The sequence below is a fragment of the Luteimonas sp. R10 genome, assembly GCF_045689605.1.
Lineage (GTDB): Bacteria > Pseudomonadota > Gammaproteobacteria > Xanthomonadales > Xanthomonadaceae > Luteimonas.
In genome coordinates this window covers 2,032,398-2,047,923 of the sequence record NZ_CP141262.1, presented here as the reverse complement: position 1 = coordinate 2,047,923, position 15,526 = coordinate 2,032,398, and the positions used below count along the sequence as shown (strand labels likewise).

The 15,526-nt window shown below is 68.5% G+C and carries 8 protein-coding genes; 2 read left to right on the top strand and 6 right to left on the bottom strand.

Annotation, left to right across the window (positions count from 1 at the left end; translation table 11 throughout):
* Positions 1 to 19: 19 nt before the first annotated feature.
* The 4 genes from U3649_RS08660 to U3649_RS08645 form a co-directional block, all read right to left on the bottom strand.
* Positions 20 to 1,198: an HlyD family type I secretion periplasmic adaptor subunit gene (locus U3649_RS08660; protein ID WP_407354428.1), complete on the bottom strand. Its 1,179-nt coding sequence runs from the start codon at positions 1,196 to 1,198 to the stop codon at positions 20 to 22.
* Entirely contained in the window at positions 1,195 to 3,363 is a 2,169-nt protein-coding gene (locus tag U3649_RS08655; RefSeq protein WP_407354427.1) for a type I secretion system permease/ATPase, read from the bottom strand. The genes U3649_RS08660 and U3649_RS08655 overlap by 4 nt, the downstream gene beginning before the upstream one ends.
* Positions 3,364 to 3,526: 163 nt before the next feature.
* The gene (locus tag U3649_RS08650) at positions 3,527 to 4,834 is read right to left on the bottom strand and encodes a TolC family protein (protein WP_407354426.1); all 1,308 of its coding nucleotides are present in this window, start codon (positions 4,832 to 4,834) and stop codon (positions 3,527 to 3,529) included.
* A gap of 244 nt (positions 4,835 to 5,078) precedes the next feature.
* Positions 5,079 to 8,645 carry a BapA/Bap/LapF family large adhesin gene (locus U3649_RS08645; protein WP_407354425.1) on the bottom strand — a complete coding sequence of 1,189 codons (3,567 nt, stop codon included), beginning with the start codon at positions 8,643 to 8,645 and terminating at the stop codon, positions 5,079 to 5,081.
* Positions 8,646 to 9,229: 584 nt separating this feature from the next.
* Here U3649_RS08645 and U3649_RS08640 point away from each other — a divergent pair.
* A complete protein-coding gene (locus tag U3649_RS08640) occupies positions 9,230 to 10,258 on the top strand; it encodes a LacI family DNA-binding transcriptional regulator (protein WP_407354424.1) in 1,029 nt (342 codons plus the stop codon).
* A gap of 200 nt (positions 10,259 to 10,458) precedes the next feature.
* Here the strand turns inward: U3649_RS08640 and U3649_RS08635 are convergent, their stop codons facing one another.
* Positions 10,459 to 12,192: an alpha-amylase family glycosyl hydrolase gene (locus U3649_RS08635; protein WP_407354423.1), complete on the bottom strand. Its 1,734-nt coding sequence runs from the start codon at positions 12,190 to 12,192 to the stop codon at positions 10,459 to 10,461.
* A complete protein-coding gene (locus U3649_RS08630; protein ID WP_407354422.1) occupies positions 12,189 to 13,676 on the bottom strand; it encodes an MFS transporter in 1,488 nt (495 codons plus the stop codon). Before U3649_RS08630 ends, U3649_RS08635 begins: the two co-directional genes overlap by 4 nt.
* 232 nt (positions 13,677 to 13,908) lie before the next feature.
* On the opposite strand from U3649_RS08630, the gene U3649_RS08625 reads away from it, so the two are divergent.
* On the top strand, positions 13,909 to 15,525 hold the full coding sequence (locus tag U3649_RS08625; protein ID WP_407354421.1) for an alpha-glucosidase family protein: 1,617 nt from the start codon (positions 13,909 to 13,911) through the stop codon (positions 15,523 to 15,525).
* The last annotated feature ends 1 nt before the right edge of the window (position 15,526 follow it).

The window sequence follows — 15,526 nt, the reverse complement described above, 5'->3', positions numbered from 1 at the left end:
CGGCCTCGGCTTGTTGCGATCAGCGCTCGCGCAGGGCTTCGCGCGCCCGGTTCAGCGGCTTCATCAGATAGCTCATGACAGTCTTGCTGCCGGTGTGGATGTCCGCCGTCGCAACCATACCCGGGAAAATGCCGAAGGTCCTGCCCGCCGCGTTGGTCAGGTGGTCCTTCTCGGTGCGGATGAAGACGCGGTAATAGTAGACCTCGGGCTTGACCTCGTCCTGGATCGTGTCGGGCGAGATCATCGTCACCTCGCCCTCCAGTCCGCCGTAGATGTGGAAGTCGTAGGCGGTGATCTTGACCACCGCGCGCTGGCCGGGGTGCAGGAAGGCCACGTCCCGCGGCGCGATGCGCGCCTCGATCAGCAGCTGATCCTCGAGCGGAACGATCTCCATCAGTTTTCCGTTGGGCGGAACCACGCCGCCGACGGTCGTGACCTCGACGTTCTTCACGATTCCCTTGACCGGCGAGACGATGGTCGAACGCATCAGCGCGTCGGCGCGCCCGCGGGTCACCGACCGCTGCTCCAGCACCTCCGCGTTGGTCCGGGCCAGCTCCTCGCGCGCGCTCACCAGGTACTGCGTGCGCAGGTCGGTGATCTTGTTCTGCAGTTCGTTGGCCTGGCGGCGCAAACGCAGCAGCTCGACGTCGCTGGCCGCGCCCCTGGCCGCCAGCGGTGCGGTCAGGCGGATCTCCTCGTTGACCAGGGCCAACGCGCGCGTCAGGCCGGAGGTGCTTTCCCTCAGGCTCTCGCGGCGCGAGTGGTACAGCGCGGTTTCGGCGCGCACCAGGTCGGGATCGCGCTCGACCTCCTCGGGAAACTCCAGCGGCGTGCCGCTGACTTCGGCCTGCAGGCGCACCGACGTGGCCAGCGCGGCGCGCATCCGCGACGTGCTTTCGTCCACCGTCGCCTCGGCCCGGGTCGGGTCCAGCCGCGCCAGCACCTGTCCGGGCTCGACCACATCGCCCTCGCGAACGTGCAGCTGGGCGACGATGCCGCCCTCCAGCGACTGCACCACCTGCTCGCGCGAGGTCGGCACCACCTTGCCGCTGCCGGTGGTCACCTCGTCCAGTTCGAAGGCGCTGGCCCAGGCCCCCAGCGCGAGCAGGCACAACACGCTGGCCCAGACCACCCGCGATGCGGCCGGCGCCCGGACGCGCCCCAGCCCCATGCCGGCCCGGAGTCCCCCGGCGTTCATGTGCCGTGCTCCGCTGCGGACCGGGCGGGCCGCTTCGCAGCCGCCACCGGCTTCACCAGTACCGTGTCCCTGGGGCCGTCGCGCACCACGCGACCGCCGTCGATCACGACGACCCGGTCCACCCACTTGAGCACCGCCGGCCGATGGGTCGCCACCACCAGGGTGCGGGACGACAGCCAGCCCTGCAGGTTCTCGATGAAACGGCGCTCGCTGGCGTCGTCCAGCCATGCGGTCGGTTCGTCCAGCAGCAGCACGTTCGGCTCGCGCACCAGGGTGCGCGCCAGCAGCAGCAACTGGCGCTGCCCGCCGGACAGGCCGCGTCCGCCCTCCTGGATCATGTAGTCCAGGCCTTCGGGCAGTGCCCGCACCACCGCATCGGCGCCGCTGAGCGCCAACGCGCGCAGCAACTCGTCGTCGCCGGCGTGCGGCATGCCCATGGTCAGATTGTCGCGCAGACTGCCGAAGAACAGGGCGGCCTGCTGGTTGAGCAGGGCGACGTCGCGCCGCATGTCCATCGGGTCGAGCACCGAGGTCTTCACGCCGTCGATCAGCACCTGGCCCTCGAGCGGCAACTGCATGCCCGCCAACAGCTGCAGCAGGGTGGACTTGCCCGCGCCGTTGCGCCCCAGCAGGGCCACCCGCTCCCCGGTCGCGATCTCCAGCCGCGGGACGTCCAGCACCGGACGCGATCCTTCGCCCGCGTAGGCGAAGCGGACGTCGGAGAGCACGTAGTCGCCGCGCAGGACCGCCCGGTGAACGCGCAGGCTGCGCTCGGGCTGGTCCACGGGCTTCTTCATCAGCTCGTCCAGGCCTTCGCGCGCCACCTTCGCCTGCTGCCAGCGCACCATCACCCCCGTCATCTGTGCCAGCGGCGCCACCATGCGCGAGGCCAGCATCGAGCAGGCCACCAGCACGCCCACCGAGAGCGCCCCGTCCATCACCGCGTAAGCGCCCACCAGCACCACGCAGGTGTACGCCAGTTGCTGCACCTCCTGCGTCCACGCGGTCAGAGCGCCGGTCAGGCCGCGCAGCCTCATGCCGATGCCGGCGGTGGTCTCGTTGAGGTGGTTCCACTGGTTCTGGAAGCGCGGCTCGGCGCGCAACAGCTTGATGTCGTCGAGGTTCTGCACCGTCTCGACCAGCATCGCGCTGCGGATGGACGCCTCGCGCATGCCGTCCCTCGACAGCCGGGCCAGCCACCGCTGCGCCAACAGGCCGGGCAACAGCAGCACCGGAAGCGCCGCCAGCGGCACCAGCGCCAGGTGCCCGCCGATCATCCAGATCACGCCCAGGAACAACGCGAAGAACGGCAGATCGGCCACCGCGCCGACGGTGGTCGACGTGATCAGCTCGCGGATCTGCTCCAGCTCCCGCACCTGGGCGACGAAACTGCCGGTCGAACGCGGCCGTGCATCGTTGCGTATGCGCAGCGCATGGCCGAACACGCGATCGGAGATGCGCAGATCCGCGCGCTTGCCCACCGCTTCCGATATGTACGTGCGCAACACCCGCATGACGAAGGCGAAGCTCAGGGCGATCAGCAGGCCGCCGAACAACACCCACAGGGTCGGGATCGACTGCGCCGGAATCACACGGTCGTACACCTGCATGGTGAACAGCATCGCCGCGAGGGTCAGGATATTGGCGACGAGCGAAGCCAGCATCACGTCCAGGTAGCGCGGCCATTCCTGCAGCACGGTCTGCAGCAGCCAATCGGACCGCCACGGCCGGATGTATTCGTCCACGCGCGCATCCGGGACCGCGGCCTGCGGCTTGAGCAGCAACACGCGCTGTACGCGGCGCATCAGTTCGTCCCGCCCCAGCGTCGTGGTCAGACCCCTGTCGCCGCTGAGCCGAACGCCGACGTTGCCTTCGGCGTCGACCTGTTCGAGCACGCCCACCTGCCCGTCGCCGAAGTCGGCGATCATCGGCAGCCGCCACGGATCCAGCATGCCCGGCGCGAAGCGGTCGAACACCGCTGCCAGCCCGAGCTGGCGCGCCATGTGCCCGACCACCTCGTCCAGTCCGCTGTCGCGCACCCGCCAGTCCGCCTCGACCCTCACCCGCTCCTCGGAGCCGTCGATCCGGTAGTGCCTGGCGACGGCAATCAGCGCGTCCAGCCAGGACGCATGACCCGTCGCCGCCGTGTTCTCACGATCCGTCATGCCCGCCTCGCCCGCGCCATGGTTGCCGACAACGTACGCACCAATCGCGCCACGGGCGGCCGCGCCCTTCCGGCCCGCTGCGCACGCCATCGGCGGTAGCGCTCGCCCCCGCCCGGAAACGCCATTCGCGACCGGCACGACCGCCAGTGTGCAGCAAGCGGCTTCATCGGCCGATCTCCCCGTCGAGCGTCGGCGCGCCTTCCAGGCCGAAGGCCGAACGCGCCCGGCCGGCCGCGAGCAGATGACCCAGCTGCGCCGCCCAGAGATCGTGGCGCGCATTGTCCAGATCCTCCGTGGACTGGCCGATCTCCTGCTCGGCGTTCAACAGGTCCAGCACGCTTCGGGTTCCCAACGACAGGTACTGATCCCAGTACAGCCCCCTTGTTTCGGTGATGCTCGCCACGCGCTTCTCCAGCACCGCGATCCGCTCGCGCAATCCTGCGACCTCCTCGCGCCGGCGGTGCAGGTTGTCCAGCGCCGTCAGGCGCTCGGCCTGCAACTCCGCTTCCGCCGCCTGCAGGGCATTGGCGCCGGCGCGCGCCTGCGCCGACAGTTCTCCGCCCTGGTACAGCGGGCTGCGGACCGAAACGTAGGCCGTGCTGTAGGTATCTCTGCCGTAGATCTGTTCGTAGCGATCCCCTGCCTGCCCCATGCGCCTGTTGGCGTTGGCCTCCAGGGTAACGGTCGGGTAGCGCTGTGCCCGCACGTTGTCCAACGCGGCCTGCGCCTCCGCCCGGCGCGCCTGGGCGATCTGCATCGCCGGCAGATGCCGGATGTCCACCTCGGCCGAAGGCTGGTCCAGCACGCCGGCCGGCGCGGCGGCTACCTCCGGCAGGGAATCGGCGCCGATGTAGGTCTGCAACCGATTGCGCCACTGCCGCAACTGCGACTCGACGGCCAGCAGATGCGCATGCGCCGCCTCCATCCGCGCGCGCGCCTGCAACGGGTCGCTGCGCGTGGCGGCACCCGCGTTCGCGCGCAACTCGGTGATCTCCTGCACCTTGCCGAGCGCTTCGATCTGGGCCTTCACGGTGCGCTGGAGCGTCTGGTACCGGTGGACCTCGATCAGCGCCTCCGCGGTGTCCTCGAGCACTTCGTCGATCGCCTGTCGCAGGGCGGCCTGCTCGCGGCGCTCGCCGGCACGCTCCCGCTCGACCGCACTGCCGGTCTTGCCGAAGTCGTAGAGCATCTGGCTCAGCCCGAGCGTCGCCACCTGCCCGCTGCCGAATTCGCCCTGCTCGCCCGTCGTCACCTCGGTCTGCAGCCTGGGCCGATAGCCCGAGCGCGCGGCATCGACCATGTGCGACTGCTGCTCGAGATTGGCCCGGGCGGCGGAGATGGAGGGATAGCGCTCCACCGCGAGCCGTACCGCTTCCCGCCAGCCCAGCCCGGTCTCCGCTTCCGGCTGCGGGACATCGCGCCAACCGGGCGGGCGCCCCTGGGGCGGCGCCCCGGAGAGTTGCCAAGCCACCGGGGCATCCGCTTCGCCAAGGCCACCCGAAGGCCGGGCATGCCCCGCCGGAGCAGTGCTCGCTGCCAGCAGGCAGACACCCCACAGGACCGATCTGGCGTGGATCACACCCATCCTCACTACCGGGCGTGCCGGGGACTTTTCCGTCCCCGGCATGCCGGTTCACGAGCGCTTCCTGCCTGCTCGCGGCCGCCGTGGCGGCCGATTCTCTGGATTACGGAGCACAGGACTCCACACGACTGGATCAAAGCGGACTGTTGCCCTGCTGCGACAACAGCGCCTCGGTTTCGTCCTCGTGGCGCAGCGGTGCCACGTACTCGAAGTCCGCCGTCGTGGCACCGCTGGTGCCGGTTGCGCCGCTCCCGCCGTCGAGTGCCAGGATCTCGTCCCCGGTCCCCCGCACCAGCAGCGGCGCTTCGGCGTCCTCGCGGGCGAGCAGCTCCGACGTGTCGGGCCCGGATTCCGGCGTCAAGGCGGCATCGGCGTCCGTGCCGGTGTCGTCCAGCGTCAGCGACTCGATGTCGATGACCGCGAGCACACCCGCGCCCAATGGCTCCACCGTCACCGTCAATCCACCCGTGGCCACCTCGCCGGTCGGATGGACCAGCTGGTAGTCGAAGGTTTCGGTCACCGGCTCGGTGAAATGCACGCTGTCCGAGTGCGGCGTGTAGGTGTAGTTGCCATCCGCATCGACCACCAGGGTGCCGTAGTCGCCCTGCACCGTCACCGGACCGCTGCCGGTCACCTCGACATAATCGCCGAGTTCGGTGTCGAAGACCCGCAGATCGGTGAAGGACGACCCAGGCGTGTCGTTGGCAAGCAGGTTACCTTCGGCGCCCGTGATATCCGCGACTTCGAACTGGTCGAGGTAAGCCACATCGATATCCGTATCGACGCCGATGAGCGCTGCGACTCCGCCAAGCAACGGCTGCTGTAGCGTCACCTGCACCCGATAGGTACCGGGATCGAGTGCCAGACCGGAGACGTCGAGCGACGCCAGTTCGCCCAACAGCGAGATGACGCCGCTGAACGTATCCGACGCGACGGTCGTCCACGTGCCGCCCGGCCCCTGAACCTGCAGGCTCAGGTTGACGTTCGCCTGGCCCGCGGTGATCAGGGAGTTCACCGACACGCTGCCGGAAACGTCCATGTTCTCCGTGATATCGAACGTGCCGCTGTTGTAGGTCTGCGTCGTAGCGAGTATGCCCAGCAGAGTACCGTCGGCGTTGAAGTACGCGTCGTCAACGACGTTGGCCCACTCGACCGCAGCACCGTTTGCATCGTCGGCGACGCCGAACACCATCGTCGCCGGCTCACCCGGAACGCCATCGTTCCAGGTCATCTCGACGCTGTCGCTGTCGATACGGACGTACAACGTCGCCGTGGCGGAATGACCCGTCTCCGGGTCGAACAGGGTGTACTCGAACTGCTCGACCTGGCCGATCCCGGCCCCGTCCTCGGCGGGCACGTAGGTGTAGGAACCGTCCGGATTGATCGTCAAGGTGCCGTAAGCACCCGCGACCTCCGTACCGCCGGCCTCCACCGCTACCCCATTGACGTTCTGGACGACCGTCGTCCCGGTGACCACGTCGCTGTCGCCGTCGCCGTTCTCGTCGGTGATGACGTTGCCCGACACGGCCTCGGCCTCGTAGCCGGCGATGTCGGTGTAGTCGTAGTCGACGCCCGCCACCTCCAGGCCGCCAAGGACGGCCAGGCCAACGCCTTCGAACGTCACGAAGGCACGGTACTCGCCCGGGCCGAGCTCGGCGGAACTCTGGTAGGTCGTGCCGGACAGCAGGTTCAGCTCCAGCAGGGTGGCCTGACCCGAACCGTCGATGCCGACCCACTGGCTGCCGTCCCACTTCTGTACCACCACCTGGTAATTGCTCAACACCCCGAGCGACGCCACGGCACCGTAGTCGAAGGCCGCGTCCAGCGTATGACCCGGCTCCACGCTGAAGGACACGCTGGGCGTGCCGAGCACCGTGGCCTGCAGGTCGAGCAGGCCGAGCGACACGAGCGCCAAGTAAGTGGCGCTACCGTGATTCACGTCCTCTGAAGTCGGCAGGATGTTGACCTTCGCCGTTGCCAGATCGTCGTAAGCGGTCAGGTCGGAGTCGGCGTCCGAATCCGAGTCAGCATCCGAGTCGGCATCCGAATCCGAGTCCGCGTCGGAATCGGCATCCGAGTCCGAATCCGCGTCCGAGTCGGCGTCCGAATCCGAATCCGCGTCGGAATCGGCGTCCGAATCCGAATCCGCATCCGAGTCGGCGTCCGAATCCGAATCAGCGTCGGAGTCGGCATCCGAATCCGAATCCGCATCCGAGTCGGCATCCGAATCCGAGTCCGCGTCGGAATCAGCATCCGAATCCGAATCCGCATCCGAGTCGGCGTCCGAATCCGAATCAGCGTCGGAGTCGGCATCCGAATCCGAGTCCGCATCCGAGTCGGCGTCCGAATCCGAATCAGCGTCGGAGTCGGCATCCGAATCCGAGTCCGCATCCGAGTCGGCGTCCGAATCCGAGTCCGCATCCGAGTCGGCGTCCGAATCCGAATCCGCATCCGAGTCGGCATCCGAATCCGAATCAGCGTCGGAGTCGGCATCCGAATCCGAGTCCGCATCGGAGTCGGCGTCCGAATCCGAATCAGCGTCGGAGTCGGCATCCGAATCCGAGTCCGCATCGGAGTCGGCGTCCGAATCCGAGTCCGCATCCGAGTCGGCGTCCGAATCCGAATCCGCATCCGAGTCGGCGTCCGAATCCGAATCCGCATCCGAGTCGGCGTCCGAATCCGAATCCGCATCCGAGTCGGCATCCGAATCCGAGTCCGCGTCGGAATCAGCATCCGAATCCGAGTCCGCATCGGAGTCGGCGTCCGAATCCGAATCAGCGTCGGAGTCGGCATCCGAATCCGAGTCCGCATCGGAGTCGGCATCCGAATCCGAGTCCGCATCGGAGTCGGCGTCCGAATCCGAGTCGGCATCCGCGTCGGCGTCAGCATCGGCATCACCATCGCCGTCGTCATCGGGCGCCACGATGCTGGTGGGGTCGGATTCGTTCCCTGCCGCGTCGGTCGCGGTGACGTTCAGGGTTTCCCCGCCGGTCATCGGTGGGTCAAGGGTCACCGTGTAGCTGCCATCGGATCCTGCCTGGCCGGTGCCGAGCACGTTACCGTCCTCGTCGTAGACGGTGACCGTCGACCCCGGCTCGGCCATGCCCGTCACCGTGTCTCCGGCATCGTTGATTTCTGCGGTCGGCGGCTCGGGCGCCGTCGTATCTGCCGGCGGAGGAGAGGGGGGCGGCGGGGTGCTCCTGGAGCCGCTGCTGCCGCCACCGCCGGCAGCCAGCCCGCCCAGGAGCAGCGCACCGATAGCGGCGCCGACCCCTACTCCGGAACGACCGCCCGAACCCGAGGCTACAGCGGCCGTCTCTTCCAGGCCCGTCGCCGCCGCGGCGCCCTCCGTTGCCACCGGGACGCTTCCGACCGGGGCGCCTCCGCCGGACACGAACCCGAAGGTTCCCGGCTCCTCTTGCAGCCACCAGAGCGCACCGTTTTCGTCCTGAAGAGCCAGCTCGCTGTGCTCGCCATCCTCGCTTTGGACGAAGTAGTTCTCGACGACGATCCTCTCGCCGTCGCGGGTGATGAGCACCAGATCGCGTCCATCCTCGCCTGTTCGTCCGACGGAGCTGATCTGGTCCCTACTGAGCGGAAGCGTTACGACAGATATCGTATCCAGCGAAATGGTCTCTCCGACCTGGACTTCCCTGGCTACGCCGCTTTCCTTGGCAACAATCTTCGCATTCACGCTCATGACGAGCCTCCCTCATCAGTTTTTATGGCCCGCGGACAACACGGGTAATCAGGCGCGCGTCGCGTTGCGGCGACTTCGCGCAGCGAAAGTATTTGGTTTCTGCAACCCCCATTTCGCGTCATCAAAGGTAAGTGATGCCAATCGCCGCAAGCATTTTTGAATAGTGATATTCATCTCAAAACAATCCACTGACATAAACATCTCAGAATCGTCTCAATCGACGTTCGATACTCCGGAGCGGGGAACCCGCCAGCCGGGAGCTTCGAGGAATCACCGGCGCCTCCGGGAGAGGCCCAGACGCTTCGCCCGTGGAAACGGGGACCGCAATTCACCACGACTCGGCCTGCCCCTCGCGCGGACGCGGATGGATGTCGCACCGGGCCATGGCGGGACAGCCACGTCCCCAGCCTTGCCCCGCCGGCACCCATCGGAAGGCGTGCCGGCCTTCTCGAGATGGCCCTGCCGGGTGCGACCCACCGACCAACCCGGCGGCGGGCCAGGCGCCGCGCTCCCGCTGCATCGCGGCGGACCCCGCACGGCGCGACGTGGCATCATGCGGCAGGCCATCGCGCCACCCGCACGCCATGACGACCAAAGGCAAACCCACCTCGCTGGACATCGCCCACTTGGCCGGGGTGTCGCAGCCGACCGTCTCGCGCGCCCTGCGCGGCAGCCCGATGGTCAATCCGGAGACCCGGCGCCGGATCCTGGCGATCGCGCGCGAGCTCAACTACAAGGTCGACAAGAACGCGTCCAACCTGCGCTGCCAGCAATCGGGCACGCTGGCGCTGCTGTTCTTCGAGGACCCCACCCCCGACGACTCGCTGATCAACCCGTTCTTCCACTCGATGCTGGGCTCGATCACCCGCGCCTGCGCCTTGCGCGGCTACGACCTGCTGGTTTCCTTCCAGCAACTGTCGGACGACTGGCACGCCGACTACGAGGACAGCAACAAGGCCGACGGGCTGATCCTGCTCGGTTACGGCGACTATCTGATCTCCCGCAGGCGTCTGGAACAGCTGGTCGCGCAGGGCACCCATTTCGTGCGCTGGGGCGCCGCCCTGCCCGGCCAGCCCGGCGTATCGATCGGCTGCGACAACTTCCGCGGCGGCCTGGACATGACCGCGCACCTGATCGCGCAGGGGCGAGGCCGGATCGCCTTCGTCGGCGACGCCTCCGAGCGCTACCCGGAATTCCGCGAACGCTACCGCGGCAGCGTGCGGGCGATGAACGATGCCGGGATCGAGGCGCGGCCGGACTGGCAGATCGACGCCATCTCCACCGAGCAGTCGGGATACGCGGCCACCGTCGAGCTGCTCGAACGCGCCCCGGACCTGGACGCCGTGTTCGCCGGAAGCGACCTGATCGCCATCGGCGCGATGAAGGCGCTGCACGAACGCGGCCTGCGCGTGCCCGAGGACGTCGCCGTGGCCGGATTCGACGACATCCCGCTGGCGAGCTTCGTCACTCCTGGGTTGTCGACGGTGCAGCAGGATACCCGCCAGGCCGGCGCCATCCTGGTCGACAGCCTGCTCGGGCTGATCGCGGGAGAAGCGGTGGAGAGCCGCACGATCCCGGCCGCTCTGGCGCTACGAGGCTCCACTGCGGCCTGAATCGCGGCACCCGGAGGCCGCAGTCGCGACTTCCGTCGCTCCCACGGGCGGGTGTACCCACACTTGCCGACCGCTCTTCCTTGTGGGAGCGACGGAAGTCGCGACCCCGCGAATCCTGCCCTCGAGCCATCGCCACCACCGCCGGTCCATCCGCGGCGTTCACAGGCGAGCACGCGGATGCCGGCACCGGCCGGCCGCGCCTACCCGGGATCGGCCGAACCGGATGCGCCCACCGCTCCCGCCCCGCGCGGCATCAGTTCGGACAGACGCGCGCGAAGGTCCCGGCGCCGGGGCGCGGCGTCGAGAAGGAACACGCGCACGCCGTGCGCGGGCACTTCGGCAACCAGGCGCTCCTTCACCGCCTGCACCGTCCCGTCGAAACCATCGCGCCAGTCGCCGGGCTGCAGGAACTCGGTGACCTCCATCGTGCGTGCCGCGTCGCCCTTGTTCAGCAGCACGAGCGCGATCTGGGCGCTGCCGCCATCGTCGTGGACGCGATAGAACGCCGCCTCGTCGCCCTGCAGGCGCAGGTTCAGCTGCAGGCCCTTCTGCAGCGCCGGCGACTGCCGTCGCACGTGGGCAATGCGGGTCAGCGCGGCATGGATCGGATGCGCGGCGGCGGCGTCCACGCGCGCCTGGCCGAAGTAGTTGCGGTTGCCGGCGTGCTCGCCGCGGCCGCGCATGAAGCCGATCTCGGAGCCGTAGTAGACCACCGGGATGCCGCGCGCGGTGAACAGCCAGTTGTGGGCGTCGATGAAGCCCTCGTCGGCAGCGTCCATGCGCGGCATGTCGTGGTTGTCGTAGAAGGTCGCGAGTTCGTATGGATTGGCATAGGGGCCGGCCTGCAGGTGCAGCGCGTCGGCCAGCAGCGAGAAATCGGCGCCTTCGGCGAAGACCTTCTGCATCGCCTCCTTCATCGGGAAGTCGAGCACGCTGACGCCGCCGTTCTCCGGCAGCGTGTGCGCGGCGATCTCGGCCGCGTCGTAGTCGAAGGCCTCGGCGAACATGAAGAACCCCGGGTGTTCGGCGCGGATGCGGTCGCTGAATTCCTTCCAGAACGGGTGCGGCATGTGGCGGATGGTGTCGATGCGGAAGGCGTCCGCGCCCTGCCCGATCCACTGCAGGTAGGCGCCGACCAGGTAGTCCATGACTTCGAGGTTCTGCGGGTCGAAATCGCCGAGTTGCGCGAGATCCGGCTTCGTCGCGTAGAACCGGTGCAGCGCTTCGTTCGCCGGATCGAGCTCCGCCGGCGGCAGGTTCTGGTGGTCGGCGACCAGGGCGCCGCCCGCGTCGAACACCTGCCCGAAGCCGGGCTGCCGCTCGGGCATGGTGTAGGCCGGCGAGGAATGATTGGCGACCACGTCGAGCACGGTCTTCAGCCCGCTTTCCTTCATGGCGGCGGTGAACGCGGAGAAATCCAGGCCCTCGCTCGGCAGGTGCTCGTCGAGCCGATAGAAGTTCATGCCCCAGTAGCCGTGGTAGGCGGCCTTGCCGCGATCGGTCAGCGAGCTGCCGCAGCTGATCGCGTCGCCGCCGGTGAAGGCCTGGCCGGGGTTGTCGACGATCGGCGTGATCCACACCGCGGTGAAGCCCATGTCGCGGATGTAGCCGGCGTTGTCGAGGATGCCCTTGAAGTCGCCGCCCAGATAACCGACGTTGCCGTCGATGCCGTCCGGGCATTCGACCGGAATGTCGAAGCTCGGATGCGGACCGCCCTGGTCGCGCTGGTCGTTGGATCGATCGCCGTTGACGAAGCGATCGGTGACCACGAAGTACACGGCGTTTTCCGCGAACGGCTCGGTCGTGCCGTAGAAGCCGGGCGCCGGCGACTTCGCACTGGCCGGCGCAGTCGGTGTTTCCGGCGGAGCCCCACCGTCCGGCGTGCAGGCCGCCAGCGCCAGCGCGATCACGCAGCCAAGCCAAGTGCGACTCATGCCGGCTGCCCCAGCGGCTGCGGATCGCGCACCCGCAACACGCACAGGCCGGCCACGATCAGGCTGGCGCCGCCCAGCACCAGGATCCGGATCGGCGCGCCGTCCAGCAGCTGCCGCAGCAGGAAGCCGAGCGTGCTCACCGCGACCAGCTGCGGAATGACGATGAAGAAATTGAAGATGCCCATGTAGACGCCCATTTTCCTCGACGAGACGCTGTCGGACAGCAGCGCGTACGGCAGCGAGAGGATCGAGGCCCAGGCGAAACCCACCCCGACCATCGACAGCAGCAGCCACTGCGGATCGCGGATCAGCGCCATCGACATCAGCCCCAGCCCGCCCATGGCCAGGTTGACCAGGTGGCTGCCGCGCAGGCCGATCGCGCGGACCATCCACGGGATCACGATCGCCGCCAATGCCGCGAAGCCGTTGTAGGCGGCGAACAGCACCCCCACCCAGTTGGCGCCCTCGTTGTACGCCGCCGACTGCGGATCGGTGGCGCCGAAATGCACCTGGGTCACCGCGGCGGTGGCGTAGATCCACATCGCGAACAACCCGAACCAGGAAAAGAACTGCACCACGGCCAGTTGCCGCATCGCCTGCGGCATGTTGTGCAGGTCGGCGGCGATCGTCGCCAGCATCCGCCGCGGCGCCAGCCGCCGCGCCACCAGCAGCAGCACGCCGTACGCCAGCGGAATGCCCGCCAGCACGTACAGCATGCGGTCCCAGCCGAACGCGTACACCGCGGCCATTCCGGTGCCGCCCAGCAGCAGCCAGGGCAGGCCGCTGGCCGGTTCCAGCGCCGCCCGTTCGCGGTCGCCGGGCAGTTCCGGCGGCTGCGCGTCGTCGAAGGCGTGCAGGGTGTCCGGCGGATACTCGCGGGTCCGCAGGATCGTCCACGCGATCGCGCCGAACAGGACCGCGCCGCCGAAATAGAAGGCATAGCGGACGGTATCGGGAACCTCGCCCGGCCCGGCGGTATTGCCGACGCCGGCCTTGGCCAGCAGCCAGGGCAACATGCTGGCGACCACCGAGCCGATGCCGATGAAGAAGCTCTGCATCGCGTAGCCGGTCGGCCGCTGCCGCGGGGCCAGCTGGTCGCCGACGAAGGCACGGAACGGCTCCATCGACACGTTGAGCGAGGCATCGAGGATCCACAGGGTGCCGGCGGCGATCCACAAAGCCGGCGAGTTCGGCATGACCAGCAGCGCCGCGGTGGAGAAGATCGCACCCCACAGGAAATACGGCCTGCGCCGCCCCAGCCGCGTCCAGGTGCGGTCGGAGAAGTAGCCGATCACCGGCTGCACCAGCAGCCCGGTCAGCGGCGCGGCGATCCACAGGCCGGGCACCTGGTCCATGTCGGCGCCCAGCGTCTGGAAGATGCGGCTGACGTTGGCGTTCTGCAGCGCGAACCCGAACTGGATGCCGAGGAAGCCGAAGCACATGTTCCAGATCTGCCAGAACGTCAGTTGCGGTTTTGCGCCCATGTGCCGGTCCGGCTCCCGTTGCGTTGATCCTGCACCCGCCGTCGGGGCACGTCGACACCCGCTGTCGCGGGCCGGGGCCATGGTAGTTTCGGGTGCAGGTGCAGCATGGCGGTTGCATACGTATTCATCGCATCGGCGCGAACGCGGTCGTCGCCACGGGATGGCGCATCGTGGAATAGTGGCGCCCCGAAAGCGCGCCGCACCCCTGGCGCGACCGATTCCGAGGACGCGGATGACGAGCAGCCCCTGGTGGCGCGGCGCGGTGGTCTACCAGATCTATCCGCGCAGCTTCATGGATACCGATGGCGACGGCGTCGGCGACCTGCCGGGCATCGTCGAGCGCCTGGACTACGTCGCCAGCCTGGGCGTGGACGCGATCTGGATCGCGCCGTTCTTCCGTTCGCCGATGCACGACTTCGGCTACGACATCGCCGACTATCGCGACGTCGATCCGCTGTTCGGCACCCTGCAGGATTTCGAGGACCTGCTGCGCAAGGCGCATCGGCTCGGCCTGCGGGTGATGATCGACCAGGTGCTCAGCCATACCTCGGCCGAGCACGCCTGGTTCGTCGAGAGCCGGCAGTCCCGCGACAATCCGAAGGCCGACTGGTACGTCTGGGCCGATGCCCGCCCCGACGGCACCCCGCCCAACAACTGGCTGTCGATCTTCGGCGGCGTGGCCTGGAAGTGGGAGCCGCGCCGCGGCCAGTACTACCTGCACAACTTCCTGTCCTCGCAGCCGGACCTGAACTTCCACAACCTCGCCGTGCGCGAGGCGACGCTCGACAACGTGCGCTTCTGGCTGGACAAGGGCGTCGACGGGCTGCGCCTGGACGCGATCAACTTCTGCTTCCACGACCGGCGGCTGCGCGACAACCCGCCCAAGCCGCCGGAACTGCGCACCGGCCGCGGCTTCAGCCCGGACAACCCGTACGCGTTCCAGTACCACCACCACAACAACACCCAGCCGGAGAACATCGGCTTCCTGGAGCAGTTGCGCACGCTGATGGACCGCTACGGCGATGCCGCGGCGCTCGGCGAGATCTCGTCCGAGGACTCGCTGGCGACCACCGCCGAGTACACCAGCGGCCGGCGCCTGCACATGGGCTACAGCTTCGAGCTGCTGACCGACGACTTCAGCGCCGCGTACATCCGCGGCACGGTGGAGCGGCTCGAGGCGGCGATGACCGAAGGCTGGCCGTGCTGGGCGATCTCCAACCACGACGTGCAGCGCGCGGTGACGCGTTGGGGCGGGCCGCGCGCCAGCGACGACTTCGCCCGGCAGATGGTGGCGCTGGTCTGCTCCCTGCGTGGCTCGGTGTGCCTGTACCAGGGCGAGGAACTCGGTCTTCCCGAGGCGGAGGTGCCGTTCGAGGCGCTGCGCGATCCCTACGGCATCACCTTCTGGCCGACGTTCAAGGGCCGCGACGGCTGCCGCACGCCGATGCCCTGGAACGGCGACGACGGCACCGGCTTCAGCGATGGCCGGCCATGGCTGCCGATCCCGGGCGCGCACCGCGCGCGCAGCGTCGCCCGACAGGACGCGGACCCGGATTCGGTGCTGGCCGCGGTGCGGCGCTTCCTGCGCTGGCGCAAGGCGCATCCGGCGCTGGTCGAGGGCGACATCCGCTTCCTCGATGCGCCGGAGCCGGTGCTGGCGTTCACCCGCCGCCATGGCGGCGAATCGCTGCTGGTGGCGTTCAACCTCTCTGCCGACGCCGTCGCCTGGCGGCTGCCGGACGGCATCGCGGCGCGGCCGGTCGACGACCACGGGCTACTCGGCGGCCGGCTCGACGGCGGCGTCCTGCAACTGCCGGGCAGCGGCGTGTTCTACGGCCTGACCGACTGAT